This is a genomic window from Sphingomonas sp. SAFR-052, assembly GCF_051965015.1.
Taxonomy (GTDB): Bacteria; Pseudomonadota; Alphaproteobacteria; order Sphingomonadales; family Sphingomonadaceae; genus Sphingomonas.
In genome coordinates this window covers 1-15,682 of the sequence record NZ_JBQCMO010000007.1, presented here as the reverse complement: position 1 = coordinate 15,682, position 15,682 = coordinate 1, and the positions used below count along the sequence as shown (strand labels likewise).

General features: G+C 67.0%; 15 protein-coding genes, 1 tRNA gene and 3 pseudogenes. 11 read left to right on the top strand and 8 right to left on the bottom strand.

Features of this window, described 5'->3' with window-relative positions; all coding sequences use genetic code 11:
• Nucleotides 1-234: 234 nt before the first annotated feature.
• The gene (locus ACTHQV_RS12965) at nt 235-2,271 is read left to right on the top strand and encodes a M10 family metallopeptidase C-terminal domain-containing protein (RefSeq protein WP_440490811.1); all 2,037 of its coding nucleotides are present in this window, start codon (nt 235-237) and stop codon (nt 2,269-2,271) included.
• Nucleotides 2,272-2,313: 42 nt separating this feature from the next.
• Here the strand turns inward: ACTHQV_RS12965 and ACTHQV_RS12960 are convergent, their stop codons facing one another.
• From ACTHQV_RS12960 to ACTHQV_RS12950, 3 genes are all read right to left on the bottom strand, one after another.
• Complete coding sequence (locus tag ACTHQV_RS12960; protein WP_440490810.1) at nt 2,314-4,044, bottom strand: tannase/feruloyl esterase family alpha/beta hydrolase; 1,731 nt, start codon at nt 4,042-4,044, stop codon at nt 2,314-2,316.
• A 17-nt stretch (nt 4,045-4,061) separates the two neighbouring features.
• Nucleotides 4,062-4,601, bottom strand: a complete 540-nt coding sequence (locus ACTHQV_RS12955) for a DUF3237 family protein (protein WP_440490808.1) — start codon at nt 4,599-4,601, stop codon at nt 4,062-4,064.
• A gap of 76 nt (nt 4,602-4,677) precedes the next feature.
• Nucleotides 4,678-5,676, bottom strand: a complete 999-nt coding sequence (locus ACTHQV_RS12950; RefSeq protein WP_440490806.1) for an alpha/beta hydrolase — start codon at nt 5,674-5,676, stop codon at nt 4,678-4,680.
• Nucleotides 5,677-5,872: 196 nt separating this feature from the next.
• Between ACTHQV_RS12950 and ACTHQV_RS12945 the strand changes: the two are divergent.
• The 9 genes and pseudogenes from ACTHQV_RS12945 to ACTHQV_RS12905 all read left to right on the top strand — a co-directional run.
• Nucleotides 5,873-6,082: pseudogene (locus ACTHQV_RS12945) on the top strand (Rieske 2Fe-2S domain-containing protein); the annotation flags it as partial.
• 53 nt (nt 6,083-6,135) lie between these two features.
• Complete coding sequence (locus ACTHQV_RS12940; protein ID WP_440490804.1) at nt 6,136-6,927, top strand: aromatic ring-hydroxylating dioxygenase subunit alpha; 792 nt, start codon at nt 6,136-6,138, stop codon at nt 6,925-6,927.
• Nucleotides 6,924-8,165: an NAD(P)/FAD-dependent oxidoreductase gene (locus tag ACTHQV_RS12935; protein ID WP_440490803.1), complete on the top strand. Its 1,242-nt coding sequence runs from the start codon at nt 6,924-6,926 to the stop codon at nt 8,163-8,165. The genes ACTHQV_RS12940 and ACTHQV_RS12935 overlap by 4 nt, the downstream gene beginning before the upstream one ends.
• Nucleotides 8,153-8,451: pseudogene (locus ACTHQV_RS12930) on the top strand (2Fe-2S iron-sulfur cluster-binding protein). Before ACTHQV_RS12935 ends, ACTHQV_RS12930 begins: the two are co-directional and overlap by 13 nt.
• A gap of 7 nt (nt 8,452-8,458) precedes the next feature.
• Complete coding sequence (locus tag ACTHQV_RS12925) at nt 8,459-8,851, top strand: hypothetical protein (RefSeq protein WP_440490801.1); 393 nt, start codon at nt 8,459-8,461, stop codon at nt 8,849-8,851.
• A 115-nt stretch (nt 8,852-8,966) separates the two neighbouring features.
• Nucleotides 8,967-10,103, top strand: a pseudogene (locus ACTHQV_RS12920) (aldehyde dehydrogenase family protein).
• Nucleotides 10,104-10,120: 17 nt separating this feature from the next.
• Complete coding sequence (locus ACTHQV_RS12915) at nt 10,121-10,951, top strand: p-hydroxycinnamoyl CoA hydratase/lyase (RefSeq protein ID WP_440490800.1); 831 nt, start codon at nt 10,121-10,123, stop codon at nt 10,949-10,951.
• A 151-nt stretch (nt 10,952-11,102) separates the two neighbouring features.
• Complete coding sequence (locus ACTHQV_RS12910; protein WP_440490798.1) at nt 11,103-12,665, top strand: CoA-binding protein; 1,563 nt, start codon at nt 11,103-11,105, stop codon at nt 12,663-12,665.
• Nucleotides 12,566-13,195, top strand: a complete 630-nt coding sequence (locus ACTHQV_RS12905) for an acetate--CoA ligase family protein (RefSeq protein WP_440491122.1) — start codon at nt 12,566-12,568, stop codon at nt 13,193-13,195. The genes ACTHQV_RS12910 and ACTHQV_RS12905 overlap by 100 nt, the downstream gene beginning before the upstream one ends.
• Here ACTHQV_RS12905 and ACTHQV_RS12900 read toward each other — a convergent pair.
• From ACTHQV_RS12900 to ACTHQV_RS12880, 5 genes are all read right to left on the bottom strand, one after another.
• Nucleotides 13,185-13,637 (bottom strand): MarR family winged helix-turn-helix transcriptional regulator, encoded by a 453-nt coding sequence (locus ACTHQV_RS12900; RefSeq protein ID WP_440490797.1) that lies wholly within the window; start codon nt 13,635-13,637, stop codon nt 13,185-13,187. The two genes, ACTHQV_RS12905 and ACTHQV_RS12900, sit on opposite strands and share 11 nt — an antisense overlap.
• Before the next feature lie 126 nt (nt 13,638-13,763).
• A tRNA-Gly gene (locus tag ACTHQV_RS12895) sits at nt 13,764-13,837 on the bottom strand.
• Between the two features lie 58 nt (nt 13,838-13,895).
• Nucleotides 13,896-14,150 (bottom strand): hypothetical protein, encoded by a 255-nt coding sequence (locus tag ACTHQV_RS12890; RefSeq protein ID WP_440490795.1) that lies wholly within the window; start codon nt 14,148-14,150, stop codon nt 13,896-13,898.
• A 36-nt stretch (nt 14,151-14,186) separates the two neighbouring features.
• A protein-coding gene (locus ACTHQV_RS12885; protein WP_440490794.1) for an IS5 family transposase occupies nt 14,187-14,944 on the bottom strand; the annotation gives its coding sequence in 2 pieces (ribosomal slippage) (nt 14,187-14,611 and nt 14,611-14,944; 759 coding nt in all).
• Between the two features lie 24 nt (nt 14,945-14,968).
• Complete coding sequence (locus tag ACTHQV_RS12880; protein WP_440491120.1) at nt 14,969-15,415, bottom strand: site-specific integrase; 447 nt, start codon at nt 15,413-15,415, stop codon at nt 14,969-14,971.
• A 58-nt stretch (nt 15,416-15,473) separates the two neighbouring features.
• On the opposite strand from ACTHQV_RS12880, the gene ACTHQV_RS12875 reads away from it, so the two are divergent.
• Nucleotides 15,474-15,682 (top strand): transposase (locus ACTHQV_RS12875; protein ID WP_440490793.1); only part of this gene is annotated, 209 nt, incomplete at its 3' end.

Here is a 15,682-nt window from a genome sequence, read left to right as displayed (position 1 = left end):
GCTCGCGATCCGATAATGTTATCGATCGTACGGTTTCGTGCTTTGCATCGCCAAAAACTTCGCGTTAACCATGCCCCATCGGTCACGAACCTCGTGGCCGGGACGACCAAAGTCTTGCTTTCGAGCATCATCCCCGGGAGTGCGCTGACGCCGCATCGCCCATTCGTCGCCCGATCCCGCGAATACGCAATGCCGGCCCGGCCTGCTCTCCCGCAGCCGATGGGAATCTGACGCATGCATCATCGTGAAATTTCGGCCGATGGCGGCACGAACCTGACGTCCGCGTTGCTGGCGCTCGAACCGGACATTGCTGGCAACACCTCGACCACCGCGACGCTGACCGTGGGGGCACCTGCGACCGTCTCGACGATCGGCACGATCGGTGACCAGGATTTCTTCAAGGTGCAGCTGGTCGCCGGCAAGACCTATGAGATCGGCATGTTCGCCAAGGCCGGCGGCCCAACCGGCTTGCCGCTCGCCGACAGCTATCTCGAACTTTATGATGCGTCCGGCGCGATCATCACCGCCGCCGATGGCGGGGCCAGCACGACGATCAACACCGTCAATTCCGGGTTCGACGCGATCCTGACCTATACCCCGACCAAGAGCGGCACCTATTTCATCAATGCCCGCGCCTTTGACAACGCGCCCGCCGATGGCACTACCGGCGACCTGATCGGCGATTACTCGCTGTCGGTCAGCGACGTCTTCGGACAGCCGCGCTACGTGCCGTACTACAGCGTCGACAACCCGCTCTATTCGATCGACTGGGGCTCGCAGGTCGACGGCACCGTCCGCAACCCCGATGGCAAGGAAACCGGCCACATCACCGGCAATCCGGCCGGGGTCGCCGATGCGAAGGGGACCGGCATCACCGGTAAGAACGTCGTCAAAATCTATTTCGCCAAGGCGGGCGACCTCTATGTGACCGAAGATCCGACCTCGCCCAGCCTGCCGCCGGCGACGGTCGCGGTCGGTGCCAAGGATTTCGAGCTGAAGGCGGTGTGGACCGCGCTCAAGGAATTCGAAAAGGTCGCCGACGTCGTCTATGTCGAGACGCAGAACCGCGCCGAGGCCGATTTCGAATATTTCACCTATCAGGGCACGCCCGGATTCGGCGTCTCGCTGCTGGGATCGATGAGCCCGCCGCAGGAGAAGGACGAGGGGACGGCGCTGTTCAATTCCGGCGACAATCGCTGGAACGCGACCAACCTTGCGCAGGGTGGCTTCTCGTTCGTCACGCTGATCCATGAATTCGGCCATGGCCACGGCCTTGCCCATCCGCACGACAATGGCGGCCATTCGGGGGTGATGCGCGGCGTCGAATCCGAAGGGGCAGGCGTCGCCGACTATACCACCGGTGATTTCGCGCTGAACCAGGGCGTCTTCACGATGATGTCGTACGAGGATGGCTGGCAGGAATCGCCCTATGGCAATGCGCCGACCGATGTCGGCTATGGCTATCTCGGCGGGCTGATGGCGTTCGACATCGCCGCGATCCAGGACAAATACGGCGTCAACGAAGATACCGCGACCGGCAACGACACCTACACGCTGAAGGACGTCAACGCCGCGGGCACCTATTATGCGTCGATCTGGGATGCAGGGGGCACCGACCAGATTGTCTATGACGGCGCCCGCGACGCGCTGATCGACCTGCGGGCCGCGACGCTCCGCTACGAAACCGGCGGCGGCGGGCGCGTATCCTATGCCGAGGGTATCTATGGCGGCTTCACCATCGCCAATGGCGTCGTCATCGAAAATGCGCGCGGCGGATCGGGTAACGACAAGCTGTTCGGTAATGCCGTCGCCAATACGCTGCTCGGCAACGCCGGCAAAAATCTGTTGCAGGGCGGTGCCGGCAACGACCGGCTGGAGGGCGGCACGGGCAACGACTGGCTCGACGGCGGCGCGGGTCAGGACACGCTGATCGGCGGCAAGGGCGACTCCGACGTCTTCTTCTTCGGCAGCGACATCGGCGCGTCGCGCGACTCGATCCTCGACTTCGGCAGCAGCGACCTGCTGGTCACCACCCGCAAGATCGTCGACAGCGACAACGACAACATCATCGTCTTCGGCCGCAACAAGGTCCTCGACCTCGGCAACGGTGCGTCCGTCGCGATGAAGAACGAAGCCGGCAAGACGATCACCACGCTATACTATAACGGATCGTACAGCGAGGACGGCGTCGACTATTATCTCTACAGCCTGTCCAAGACGGCCGGCACCGCGGGCTTCGCCACCAAGCTCGCCGACTACGACCTCGCCTGACCTGTTGCTCCGGCCCGCGTCATGCGGGCCGGAGCATCATCCTCACGCCCGGCATTCGAACGCCGCCGCCTTCTCGGTATCGACCGCCCCGGCGATCGGCCGCGCGACCAGTGGATAGGGGCACAGCGGGCGGGTGCGGCCGGGCCACGGCGTCGTCGCTCCCGCCGATGCCTCGATCCGGTCGGGAGCGCTGCCCGCTTCGACCCAGCGGACCAGCGCGGCGAAGCCGTCGAACTGGTCGGTCGCCGGCCCGCCCGCGCAATGCGCCATGCCCGGCACCGGAAAGACGCGGACGAATGACGCCGCCCGGCCGTCGCTGCGCCGGTCGACATCGTTCCACCATGCGATGGTGTCGTTGATGGAGAAGACCGGGTCCGACACGCCGTGCGGCACGATCATCCGCCCGCCGCGCGCCCGGAACCGCGCCAAATCGCTCGAGCGTGCCGCTATGTCCGCCCAGGCCGATCGCGGAAAGCCGGGCGCGGTCGCGTGGATCGCCGCCGGATCGCGATCGAAATCATAGCCGAGCTGATAGTCCATTCCCGCCTGCGGACTCGCCCCCAATACGCGAGGCGGTGTCGAAAAGATCGTCGCCAGCGCCGGCGCGCCCATCGCCGCATTGATCGCCGGAATGGCGGGGGTCGCGAGACCCAGTTTCCAGATCCGCCAGCCATTGTCGCTGAGCCCCGCATCCCATGGGAAGCTGGCATAAAGGGCATTGCCCCGGCTGTCGCGCGGTCCGCCGAACCCCTTGACCAGCGCATCGATCTGACCGGGGGCAAGGCAGCTTTGCTGCTTCTGCCCGCTGCATTGCCGCGCGCGCAGTTCGCGCACCACCTCGGCCGTTCCGCACTGCGCGAAACTGCCGACCAGCCCGTCGGCTAGCCCGTCCTTGGCATCGCACGCCGCCAGCACCGCGCCGCGCGCCAGCGACAGGTCGCCTTCCGAAAACGCCTGCGCCAGCCGCGCGATCGGCACGCTGCGCTCGCCCGGCGCGCGCACCAATGCGGCATAGGTCTGCGTGTCCCACGCCTCGGCGATCGCCGCCTTGGGCAGCGCGAAGCCGGGGGCGGCGGCGAGGATGCCGTCGAACGCCTCGGGATAGCGCTGGGCAAAGGCCATGCCTTCCTGCCCGCCCTTCGAACAGCCGGCGAAATAGCTGTGCGCCGGATCGCCATGATAATAGCGGCGCAGGATCGCGCGCGCCGTATCGTAACTCGCCTTCAGCGATGCATGGCCATAGTCCGCCCGCGCCTGCGCATCGAACCCGAACGCCACCGCGCCGCCGCGCGCCGGATCGGCATTGGTCGCGTTCGAATGGCCCGAATCCTGGCTGATGACGGCATAGCCCTGCGCCAGCGCGACCGCGCCGCCGGTCGCCGGGCCGACCGCAGTGCCGATATCGCCATTGGTCCCGCCGCCGCCCTGGAACACGAACCGCCGGTTCCACGCATCGGGCAGCCGCATCCGGAACCGGATCGCATAACGCTGCCCGTCCTGCCCGGTGCGTTCGTGCAGCACGCCCGTGACCTCGCAATGCGCGGGCAGGGGCGGGGTCTTCGCGCCCTGTCCGGCGTCGATCGTGAGACCTTCGGCGCGTTCGTCGGCACTCAGGATGCGCAGCGTCGGATCGCGCCACCCGCCCGCGTTCAGCAGCGCGGCACAGCCCTGCGCCTTCGCCAGCGTCGTCGTCGCAGCCGGCGTCGTCGGCGTGGCGCAACCGGCCAGCGCCGATCCGGCCAGGATCGCGCCCAGCGTCATCGCCCGTCGCATGCTTGTCGCCCCCATCGTCATGCCACCTGATAGACGGCGATGCGCACCGCCGCGCCGTCCGCCGGATCGGCCGCCCCGACCGTGCCGAGGAAGATCGCCTCGTTCAGCCATTGATGCCTGCCCAGCGGCACTTCGAACTCGGGTGTCGTGCGGATATAGTTGCCGCGTATCAGCCCGCGATTATGGATATGGATCAGCGTCCCGTCGCGCTCGCGCATCAGGTAGCTCGCCTCCAGCACCGTCGTGCCATCGGCCCGGACCAGTTGCCAGTCCATCCCCTCGGGCAGGATCGTGCCGGAGAGGCGCGGGCCGCTGAACCGGCCGCCGGTGATCGGGATGCGGATGCGCTTGCCCAGCGGCGTCGCGCCGACCTCCTCGGTCTTGCCCAGCGTCACGATCGCTTCATAGGCAAAGGTCAGGCCGATGCTGGTCAGCCGTTCGGGCGCCGCCTGTGCCGAGCCCGGGAGTGCCGCTGCCCCGGCCAGCGCCGTCGACACGCCGAGCAGGCCGCGCCGGGTCCACCCGTCGGCTTCCGAAACCCGCATCGTGTCGGCCATGCTGCATCCCTCCAACCGGTCATCGCCGGATTGCTATGATGCATGTCTAAACGGCTGATGATTGCAAGCCGGCAAATCACTCCGCCGGTGGTGTTGCCTTGGCGAAGGTGCGTTGCAGCCAGCGGTCGAACATCTCGACCCAATGGCCGGCGGGCATCGTGGGCGTGCCGACACCGAAGCCGTGCCCGCCTTCGGTCAGGAAATGCGCCTCGACCGGGCGTCCCGCCGTGCGCAGCGCCGCCATCATCAGCAGGCTGTTGTCGGGCACCACTGCGCCATCGTCCATCGCATGCAGCAGGAAGGTCGGCGGCGTCGCGCCGGTGACATGCTGCGCCGGGGATCGCCGCGCGACCGCCGCCGCATCGGGGTTCTTGCCCAGCAGCTTCTCCGCCGACTGCGCATGGGTGAAGGGCGGGGCAGCAGCGATCACCGGATAGATCAGCGCGGCGGCATCGGGCCGCGCGTCGATCCGGTCGGTCGCATCGCGCGGCGGGTATACGGCCTGCGCGAAATCGGTTTCGAGCGTCGCCGCCAGATGCCCGCCAGCGGAAAAACCGACCACCGCGACCTTGTGCGGGTCCAGCTTGTCGCGGGTCGCGGCGGCGCGGACCATGCGCAGTCCGCGCTGCGCATCCTGCAACGGCACATCGGCCCGGTTCGCCCACCCTTCGCCCGGCAGGCGATAGGTCAGGACATGGACGGTATAGCCGAGCGCCGTCAGCCGTCCGGCGATGTCGATGCCCTCGTTCCCGATCGACAGAAAGGTATAGGCACCCCCCGGGATCACCAGCACCGATGCCCCGTTCGCCCGCGCCGGCTTGAACACGCGCAGCCCCGGCCGATCGACATTGCGCAGGAACGTCGCGGGATCGTTGGCTGGCACCGCGCCCGCCCGGAACCCGCCGCCCGGCGGCGTGCCGGTCCATAACGGTACGAACGGCGCCGACGTCCATGCGGCGGGCGGGGCGGGGCGTTCAGCCACGGGCGCCGGTGGCGTCTGCGCCGATGCGACCGGCGACAGCAGCGCCAGCGCGACCAGCGACGCGGCACGACGGGAAAGCGAACGGACGGTCATCGGGCAATTCCTGTGACGGGGTCATGCATCGGCGCCGGACGCCCGGCGGAGCGCGGCGATCTTGGCGGCGGTGAAGCGCTTCGCCAAGCCGGTTTCGACGCATGAAATCCTCCTGGACGAACAAGGTGGTCGATCCCCCGACCTGCCTATGGCGTCCGGCTCGGCATGAATCTACGTTGATCGGCGGGAGAGGGTGATGACGACAGCAACGCAGGCCAGCTGGCCGCTCGATGCCTGGTATGTCGCGGCAAGCGCGGGCGAAGTCGGCGACCAGCCGCTCGCCCGTCAGATCACCGGACAGCGCATGGTGTTCTTCCGCCCGGCAAGCGGCGGCGTCGTCGCGCTGGAGGATTTCTGCCCGCATCGCGGCGCACCGCTCTCGCTCGGCTTCGTGCGCGGCGAGACGCTGGTGTGCGGCTATCACGGCCTCGCCGTCGATTGCCGCGGCCGCGCCGACACATGCCGGGGCAGCAGGTCGGCAAATTTCCCCCGGCCCGCGCCTTTCCCGTCATCGAACGCTATGGCTTCGTCTGGGTCTGGGCCGGCGATCCCGAACGCGCGTCGGCGGACAGGCTGCACCCGCTGCCCTGGGCCGAAAGCCCCGACTGGGCCTATGGCGGCGGGCTGTTCCATATCGGCTGTGATTACCGGCTGATGATCGACAATCTGATGGACCTGACCCACGAAACCTATGTCCATGCCAGCAGCATCGGCCAGAAGGAGATCGACGAAGCCCCGGTGAAGACCGAGGCGACCGGGGACGAGGTCGTTACCAGCCGCCACATGGAAAACATCTCCGCGCCGCCCTTCTGGCAAACGGCGCTGCGCGGTGCCGGCCTGCCCGAGGATGCGCCGGTCGATCGCTGGCAGGTCTGCCGGTTCTCGCTGCCCAGCCATGGGATGATCGAGGTCGGCGTCGCGCTGGCCGGGCAGGGCGGCTATCACGCCGATCCGTCCAAAAAGGCGTCGAGCATCGTCGTCGACTTCATCACGCCTGAGACCGACACCTCACACTGGTATTTCTGGGGCATGGCCCGGCAATTCTCGGTCGACGATGCCGCGCTGACCGACACGATCCGCGAAGGACAGCGCAAGATTTTTTCGGAGGATCTGGAGATGCTCGAGCGGCAACAGGACAATCTGTCGCGCTACCCGAATCGCAAGCTGCTGAAACTCAACATCGATGCCGGCGGGGTCCGCTCGCGCCTGATGATCGACCGCGCCATCGCCCGCGAAGCAGCCACCGCGTGAGCCAGCCGCATTACGACGTATTGATCGTCGGTGGCGGTCATGGCGGGGCGCAGGCGGCGATCGCGCTACGCCAGCGTAATTTCGCCGGGACCATCGCCATCGTCGGCGACGAACCCGACCCGCCCTATGAACGCCCGCCGCTGTCGAAGGACTATCTGGCCCGCGACAGGCCGTTCGAGCGCATCCTGATCCGCCCGCCTGCCTTCTGGAGCGAACGACGGGTCGACCTGCTGCTCGGGCGGCGCGTGGTCCGCGTCCATGCCGATGCGCACTGGGTCGAAACCGCCGATGGCGCGGCGATCGGCTATGGCGTGCTGATCTGGGCGACCGGCGGTACGCCGCGCCGGCTGACGTGCAGCGGCCACGACCTGCCCGGCGTCCACGCCGTGCGCACCCGCGCCAATGCCGATGCGATCATGGCCGAACTGGGCGCGGTCCGCCGCGTCTGCATCATCGGCGGCGGCTATATCGGCTTGGAAGCGGCGGCGGTCCTGATCAAGGCGGGCAAGCAGGTGACGCTGCTGGAGGCGCAGGACCGGCTGCTCGCCCGCGTCGCCGGTGCGCCGCTGTCCGCCTTCTATGCGAGCGAACACCGCGCCGCCGGGGTCGATCTGCGGCTGAACGTCGTCGTCGATTGTATCGAACCGGCCGATCGCAGCCTGTCGGTGCGCACCGCCGATGGCGCGTCTTTCGCCTGCGACATGGTGATCGTCGGCATCGGCATCGTGCCTGCCGTCGAACCGCTGCTGGCGGCGGGGGCGGCTGGCGGCAACGGCGTCGATGTCGACGATCAGTGCCGCACCTCGCTCGCCGACATCTATGCGATCGGCGACTGCGCCGCCCACCCCAGCGCCTTTGCCGATGGGGCACGCCTGCGGGTCGAAAGCGTGCAGAATGCCAATGACCAGGCGACGACCGTCGCCACCCGCATCGCCGACGGCACCGCGCCACCCTATGCCGCGCTGCCGTGGTTCTGGTCGAACCAATATGATCTGCGCCTGCAAACGGTCGGCCTGTCGATCGGCCATGACGATCTGGTCGTGCGTGGCGACCGGGCGGCGCGGTCCTTCTCGATCGTCTATCTGCGCGCCGGCCGGGTGATCGCCCTCGACTGCGTCAACGCGACCAAGGACTATGTGCAGGGCCGCAAGCTGGTCGAACGCGGCGCGACGCCCCCGCGCGATGCGCTGGCCGATGCGGCTACTCCTCTGAAGGAACTCGCAGGATGCCGGCCCTGACCGTCACCACCCGCAGCGGCGAGACCCGCAGCATCACCGTCGATCCCGACGCCAGCGTCATGACCGCGATCCGCGACGCCGGCATCGACGAGATGTTGGCATCGTGCGGCGGATGCTGTTCGTGCGCGACCTGACACGTTTTTGTCGATGGATCGCAACTGGATAGCCTGCCGCCGACGAGGACGATCTGCTCGACATTTCGGAGCATCGCACCGCGGCTTCGCGGCTGTCGTGTCAACTTCCGTCGCTGGACGGGCTGCGCGTCACCATCGCACCGGTGGATTGAGCCCGCGATGTCCGATCCCCGCACCCTCCTCGACCGCGCCGACATGTCGCGGTTTCAATGGGGTATCGTCGCGACGATGGAGCTGGTCGGCATGGCGATCGGCTCGCTGATCCTCGGGCTGCTGACCGGGCGGGTGCGGCTGCTCGGTCTGACCATCGCCGCAATGCTGCTCTCGACCGCGCTGGTGATCGTGTTCGGGCGGACGCAGAGCGACCTCGCCACGCTGTCGGTCGTCGCTGCCGCCGCCGGCTTCGCCACCAATGCCGGGGTCGTCGGCCTCTACGCGCTGATCGCGCGCAGCTTCGTCATCGGCGTCGGGCGCGGCGGATCGGCGCTGGACCGGCGCTGGCCGGGCTGTTGTTCAGCATCGGCTATGGCCTGCAATTCGTCGCGGTGCTGATGAGCCTCGGCTCGCTGGTCGCCGCCGTCGCGCTGTTCGCGTTGCGCGACCGACAAGCCGGTTTACGCCCCACATTTTGCCGATTAAGCTATGAAGCATAACAAATAGGAGAGGCATCGTGTCCGTGGCACCTTCGCCAACTTTCACCCGCCTGAACCCGGTCACCGGCGAGGTCGCGACCACCGCCCCCGCCTTCGGCCCGGCAGAGGCGGTCGCCGCGGCAGATGCTGCCGCCGCTGCCTTTCCGGCATGGTCCGCGCCCGCCGCGCCGCGCTGACCAAGGCCGCCGATGCCCTTGCCGCCCGTGCCGACCAGTTCGTCGCCGCGATGATGGGCGAGATCGGCGCGACCGAGGGCTGGGCGCGCTTCAACCTGATGCTCGCCGTGTCGATGGTCCGCGAAGCCGCTGCGCTCACCACCTAGATCGGCGGTGAGGTCATCCCTTCCGACAAGCCCGGCTGCATCGCCATGGCGCTGCGCGAACCGGTCGGCGTCATGCTCGGCATCGCGCCCTGGAACGCCCCGATCATCCTCGGCGTCCGCGCGCTCGCCGTGCCGCTCGCCTGCGGCAATACGGTGGTGCTGAAGGCCAGCGAGCAATGCCTGCGCACCCACAGCCTGATCGCCGAAGCCTTTGCCGAGGCGCTGCCCGCCGGTGCCGTGTCGATCGTGACCAACGCGCCCGCGGATGCCGGCGACGTCGTCGGCGCGCTGATCGACCACCCGCACATCCGCCGCATCAATTTCACCGGTTCGACCCAGGTCGGCCGCATCATCGCGAAGCGTGCCGCCGAACATCTCAAACCCGTCCTGCTCGAACTCGGCGGAAAGGCGCCGCTGATGTCCTCGACGACGCCGATCTCGACGAAGCGGTGAAGGCCGCCGCCTTCGGCGCGTTCCCCGCGTGACGCCGACGATGAAGCTGTTCCGCGACGAGAGTTTCGGCCCCGTCGTCGGCATCACTCGCGCCCGCGACGAGGACCATGCGATAGCCCTCGCCAACGACACCGAATACGGCCTGTCCGCCTCGGTCATCACCCGCGACACCGCCCGCGGCCTGTCCGTCGCGCGGCGCATCCAGTCGGGCATCTACCACGTCAACAGCCCCACCGTGCATGACGAGGCGCAGATGCCGTTCGGCGGGGTCAAGGCGTCGGGCTATGGCCGGTTCGGCGGAAAGGCCGGCATCGACGCCTTCACCGAACTGCGCTGGATCACGATCGAGACCCAGCCCGGCCATTACCCGATCTGACGAACAGGACCACAGCCATGACCGAAACGAGCAGCAACGGCGTCGTCGCCTATGACGTCGCGGGCGGGATCGCTTGGGTACGGTTCAACCGTCCCGACAAGCGCAATGCGATGAGCCCGACGCTCAACCGCGACATGATGGAGGTGCTCGACGCGCTAGAGTTTCGCGACGATGTCGGCGTGCTGGTCCTGTCGGGCGAGGGCGCGGCATGGACTGCGGGCATGGACCTCAAGGAATATTTCCGCGAAACCGAATCGCAGGGACTGGCCGGCCCGCGCAAGGCGCAGCGCGAAAGCTATGGCTGGTGGCGGCGGCTGCGCTGGTATCAGAAACCGACCATCGCCATGGTCAATGGCTGGTGCTTCGGCGGCGGCTATGGCCCGCTCTTCGCCTGCGACCTCGCCTTCGCTGCCGAAGAGGCGAAGTTCGGCCTGTCGGAGATCAACTGGGGCATTCTGCCCGGCGGCGGCGCGACCAAGGTTGCACAGGAACTGCTGCCGTTCCGCAAGGCGATGTACCATGCGATGACCGGCGAACCGATCGACGGCCGTACCGCCGCCGAATGGGGGCTGGTCAACGAAGCGCTGCCGCTGGCGACGCTCAAGGACCGCGTGGCAGAGGTGGCGAAGGTGCTGCTGGCCAAGAACCCGGTCGCGCTGAAGGCGACCAAGGACGCGATGCGCCGCGTCGTCACGATGAGCTATGACGATGCCGAGGACTATCTGGTCCGCGCGCAGGAAGCGGCCAATTCCTACGACAATGACGGTCGCAAGGAAGGCATCCGCCAGTTCATCGACGAAAAGAGCTACAAGCCGGGCCTGGGCGCCTACGACAAGGACCGCGCCTGACGCTCATTCCTCCCCGGGACGGGGAGGGGGACCATGCGCAGCATGGTGGAGGGGGGCTTCCGCATCCGCACGATCTGCCTGCGGCCACCCCCTTCCGTCAGCGCTGGCGCGCTGCCACCTCCCCGAGCCGGGGAGGATCGAAGGGACGACCATGCCCGACCTTTCCCGCCTGCTTGACCCCCAATCGGTCGCGATCGTCGGTGCGTCGCCCACGCCCGGCGCGCTCGGCAATGCCGTGCTGCGCAACCTCGAACGCCATGGCTATGCCGGCGCGATCCACCTCATCAATCCCCGGCGCGACACGATCGACGGCCGCCCGTGCCTCGGTTCGATCGCCGACCTGCCCGACGGCGTCGATGCGGCCGTGCTCGCCATTCCCGGCCCGGCGGTGCTCGATGCGGTGCGGGCACTCGCGGCGCGCGGCGTCGGCGCGGCGATCATCTTTTCCGCCGGATTCGCTGAAGGGGGCGAGGCGGGGCTGGCGGCGCAGGCCGAGGTCGCGCGGATCGCTGCCGAGCACGACATGACCGTGCTGGGGCCGAACTGTCTGGGGCTGGTGAACCATGCGGCGGGCGTGCCGCTGACCTTTGTCGAGACGGCAGTCATCGATCCGCGAGACCGGCCGATGGTCGGCATCGTCAGCCAGTCGGGGGCGATGGCGGTGGTGCTCGGCACGACGCTGACCGCCAAGGGGCTGGGCATCACCCTGTCGGTATCGACCGGCAACGAAGCCGCATCGGTCGTCGAGGATTATGTCGCGCATCTGATCGACGATCCGGTGACGCCGGTCATCGCGATGATCGTCGAACAATTCCGCCAGCCCGCGCGCTTCCTCGCGCTCGCCGACCGCGCATTGGCGGCAGGCAAGCGGATCGTGCTGCTTCACCCCGGCACGTCGAGCGCGGCGCGCGAGAGTGCGGCGACCCATACCGGGGCGATGGCCGGCGACTGGCAGTTGATGCGCACCAAGGTCGAGCGCGCCGGCGTCATCGTGGTCGACAGTCTCGAAGCACTGGGCGACGTCGTCGACCTCGCGGTACGGGCGCGACCGCTGCGCAGCGGCGGTACCGCCGTGCTGACCGAAAGCGGCGCGTTCAAGGCGCTGGTGCTCGACCTTGCCGAGCGGATCGGGCTGAATCTGCCGCCGGTCGAGGGCGCTGCGGCCGGACAACTGCGCGCGGCGATCCCTGATTTCATTCCGGTCTCCAACCCGATGGACCTGACCGCGCAGGCGCTGGTCGACCCTGACCTGTACCGGCGGACGATGGCGCCACTGCTCGCCGAAGATCACTACGGCGCGCTGGTGCTCGGCATCATCCAGACCGATCCGGCGCCGCGCGCAAATTCCCGGCGATCATCGATGCCATCGCGGCGCTCGCCCCCGACAAGCCGGTGCCCTTCGCCGGGATCGACGACGGTGCCGAGGTGCCCGCCGACTATATCGCGGGCCTGCGGGCCTTGGGCGTCCCCTATTTCCCGACCGCCGACCGCGCCTTTCGCGCGCTACGCCATCTCGCGCGGGCAGTGGTACGCGACACGGCGCGTACCGAGCACCCGCCGATCGCGCTCGAACTGCCCGGCGGCGTCATTCCCGAATATCGCGCGAAACAGGCACTGGCGCCGGTCGGCATCCCGTTCCCCGCCGGTGGCTTCGCGGCGACCGTCACCGAGGCGCAGGCCATCGCCGAGCGGATCGGCTATCCGGTCGCATTAAAGGCGCAATCGGCGGCGCTCAGCCACAAGAGCGATGCCGGCGGCGTGCTGCTGAACCTGACCGATCCGGCGGCACTGGCCGAAGCATGGAACCGGCTATACGCCAATGTCGCCGCCTATGATGCGGCGATCGCCCTGGATGGCGCGCAGGTCGACGCGATGGGCCGGCGCGGCGTCGAACTGATCGTCGGCGCGCGCAACGATCCCGATTGGGGGCCGGTCCTGCTGGTCGGTTTCGGCGGGGTCGCCGCCGAACTGCTCCACGACGTCCGCCTGCTGCCGACCGACCTGACCCGCCGCGCAATCCTCGCGGAATTGCGCGCGCTCAAACAGGGGGCGCTGTTCGACGGCTATCGCGGCAGTCCCGCGCTGGATATCGATGCGGTCGCCGGTCTGATCGAAACGCTCGGCCGCGTCCTTGCCGGCATGCCGGCGATCCGCGAGATCGACCTCAATCCGGTGATCGTCCATCCGGTCGGGCAGGGGGTCGTCGCCCTCGACGCGCTGATCGTGACCGACCCTAATCGGTAACGACCGCCCGCTGCTCGATCCGCTCCAACAGGTCGAGCAGCATCGCCTTCTCCGCCTTCGTGAAGCCGGCAAGCAGCCGTTCCTCATGCGCCTCGATCCGGCGGATACAGTCGTCGAGCATCGTCGATCCGGCGGGCGACATCGCCAGCGTAAAGGCACGGCGATCGGCGGGATCGGTCTCGCGCACGATCAGGCCGCTTTCGATCAGTTCGTTGATGAGCGGCACCATATTGGCGCGCTTGATCCCCAGCAGCCGCCCGACCGTCCCCTGATTCATTCCTGGATTGTCGGCGACCACCGACAGGATGCCCATCGGAATCTGACGGATGCCGGTCCCCTCCAGAGTGACCGCGAAATCGGTGGCGAAAACGGCGGAGGCACGGCGCAGCCGATAACCGACGAGTTGGCCGAGGGTCCGGGTATGGGGCGTGGCGTCGCTCATCGGCGGGGGAAGCCATGTTCCACCGGCCGCGTCAAACCGGAATCGCGATGTTTCTCGATCATGTCCGAGATACGAAGGCTTCCTGCAACACCGTCGCGCGGATCATCGCGGCACTGCGGCCGATCATGGAGCGGGTGAAGGGAATCGAACCCTCGTCGTAAGCTTGGGAAGCTTCTGCTCTACCATTGAGCTACACCCGCAAATCAACGGCTTGGCGCTGATCTGATCGCCTTTGGAGCTCCGGTTTACAAATCCGGTTTACACTCCACGTGCGATGCGACGGCCAAGTGCCACGTTTCGGGCAGTGTCGTCAACGTAGATACGACGAATTCGCTCGATCTCTTCGGGCGACCAGCCCATGATGCTGGCGATCTCCTCGTTGCTCAGATCAGTGGTGGTCATCAGGCGTGTCGCGAAGGTCCCGCGCACGTCATGGAGATGCTTGCGGCGGACCACGGGCGCACCTCCGGCTTCGTCCGGTTCAGTATGAACGATGCCGGTCTTCCTGGCCACCCTCGTGACCTCCTTGTTAGGGTCAGGACTCACTAATCAAAGCCAGAAGATGACGGTGGCAGCGAGTGCGATGGCGGAGAAGAACGCCGTGGGGCAGCGATCGTAGCGGGTTGCGACGCGTCGCCAGTCTTTGAGGCGACCGAACATGATCTCGATGCGGCTGCGTCGCCGGTAGCGGCGCTTATCGTACCTGACGGGCTCGTTGCGGGATCGCCGGCCTGGGATGCACGGCTGAATGCCTTTTGCCTGGAGTGCGTCTCTGAACCAGTCGGCGTCGTAGCCGCGGTCGCCGAGCAGCCATTGCGCCTTTGGCATGTCGTCGAGCAGCGCTGCCGCGCCAGTGTAGTCGCTGACTTGCCCCGCAGTCATGAAGAAGCTCAACGGGCGGCCATTCGCATCGGCGATGGCATGGAGCTTGGTGTTCATGCCGCCTTTGGTGCGGCCGATCAGGCGGCCGAGGTCCCCTTTTTTACCCGCAGGCTCGATGCTGTGCGGTGCGCCTTGAGGTAGGTCGCGTCGATCATCACCGTATTCGGCTCAGCGTCCGCCGCTGCCAAGCCTTCCATCATCCGGGTGCATACGCCTGCCTGTCCCCAGCGCTTCCACCGGTTATATAGCGTCTTGGGCGGGCCATAGGCGGCGGGCGCATCGCGCCAGCGCAGCCCGTTGCGGTTGACGAACACGATGCCGCTCAACACCTTACGGTCATCAACGCGTGGCTTGCCATGGCTCTTGGGAAAGAACGGACGCAGCCGTTCCATCTGCTCGTCCGTCAGCCAAAACAGGTCGCTCATTCCAGTCTCCTCGCGGAGCCTGAATCAGATCGCTGCCCTCACATCAATGGGTCCTGACCCTAAGAATACCGAGGCATCAAGGTGTGCATACCGTTCCGTGGTACGCGTTTGGCTGTGACCGAGCACCTTCGCCACGACGTACAGCGACTGGCCAGAATTTACGAGGTTGGATGCAGCGCTGTGTCGTAAATCGTGCATCCGTACGTCAGCCAGTTGGGCCGAACGACGCGCCGTGTCCCAGCTATGGTAGATCGACAGGAACGGTTTACGAGACTCTGGGTTCGGGACGATGAACGGGCACCGATCGAACCGGGGTATGGCGTTGAGCACAGCGATTGCGTCTTCAGACAGAGGTACGTGACGCGGCTTGCCCGTTTTACTCGTCGGGATACGCCAAACCTTCTTCTCAAGATTCACCTCCTCCCATCTCGCATCCAGCAGCTCGCGTTTGCGGCAACCGGTAAGAAGGATGAGTAGCCCCTAGATTTCTGGACGCCTTCGATCCTAATTTTGAGGACAGGAGGCGATGATGGGGAAGCCGAATTTCAGCGAGGCCTTCAAGCGTGACGCGGTGGCCCAGATCACCGAGCGCGGGTATCCGGTAGCAGAGGTCTCGCAGCGGCTAGGGGTCAGTGCGCACTCGCTGTATGCGTGGAAGCGGCAGCTGGCGAAGGTCGTATCCGGCGATGTCAGCAAGGATGCCGAGATCCGTCAGCTGAAGCGCGAGTTGGCTCGGGT

What these genes read in the sequence shown, in the direction of transcription:
- ACTHQV_RS12915 (WP_440490800.1), top strand. Translation starts at nt 10,121, where the DNA reads ATGACCGAAACGAGCAGCAACGGCGTCGTCGCCTATGACGTCGCGGGC.
- ACTHQV_RS12940 (WP_440490804.1), top strand. Translation starts at nt 6,136, where the DNA reads ATGCCGGGGCAGCAGGTCGGCAAATTTCCCCCGGCCCGCGCCTTTCCC.
- ACTHQV_RS12955 (WP_440490808.1), bottom strand. Translation starts at nt 4,601, where the DNA reads ATGGCCGACACGATGCGGGTTTCGGAAGCCGACGGGTGGACCCGGCGC.
- ACTHQV_RS12960 (WP_440490810.1), bottom strand. Translation starts at nt 4,044, where the DNA reads ATGCGACGGGCGATGACGCTGGGCGCGATCCTGGCCGGATCGGCGCTG.
- ACTHQV_RS12910 (WP_440490798.1), top strand. Translation starts at nt 11,103, where the DNA reads ATGCCCGACCTTTCCCGCCTGCTTGACCCCCAATCGGTCGCGATCGTC.
- ACTHQV_RS12925 (WP_440490801.1), top strand. Translation starts at nt 8,459, where the DNA reads ATGTCCGATCCCCGCACCCTCCTCGACCGCGCCGACATGTCGCGGTTT.
- ACTHQV_RS12950 (WP_440490806.1), bottom strand. Translation starts at nt 5,676, where the DNA reads ATGACCGTCCGTTCGCTTTCCCGTCGTGCCGCGTCGCTGGTCGCGCTG.
- ACTHQV_RS12900 (WP_440490797.1), bottom strand. Translation starts at nt 13,637, where the DNA reads ATGAGCGACGCCACGCCCCATACCCGGACCCTCGGCCAACTCGTCGGT.
- ACTHQV_RS12965 (WP_440490811.1), top strand. Translation starts at nt 235, where the DNA reads ATGCATCATCGTGAAATTTCGGCCGATGGCGGCACGAACCTGACGTCC.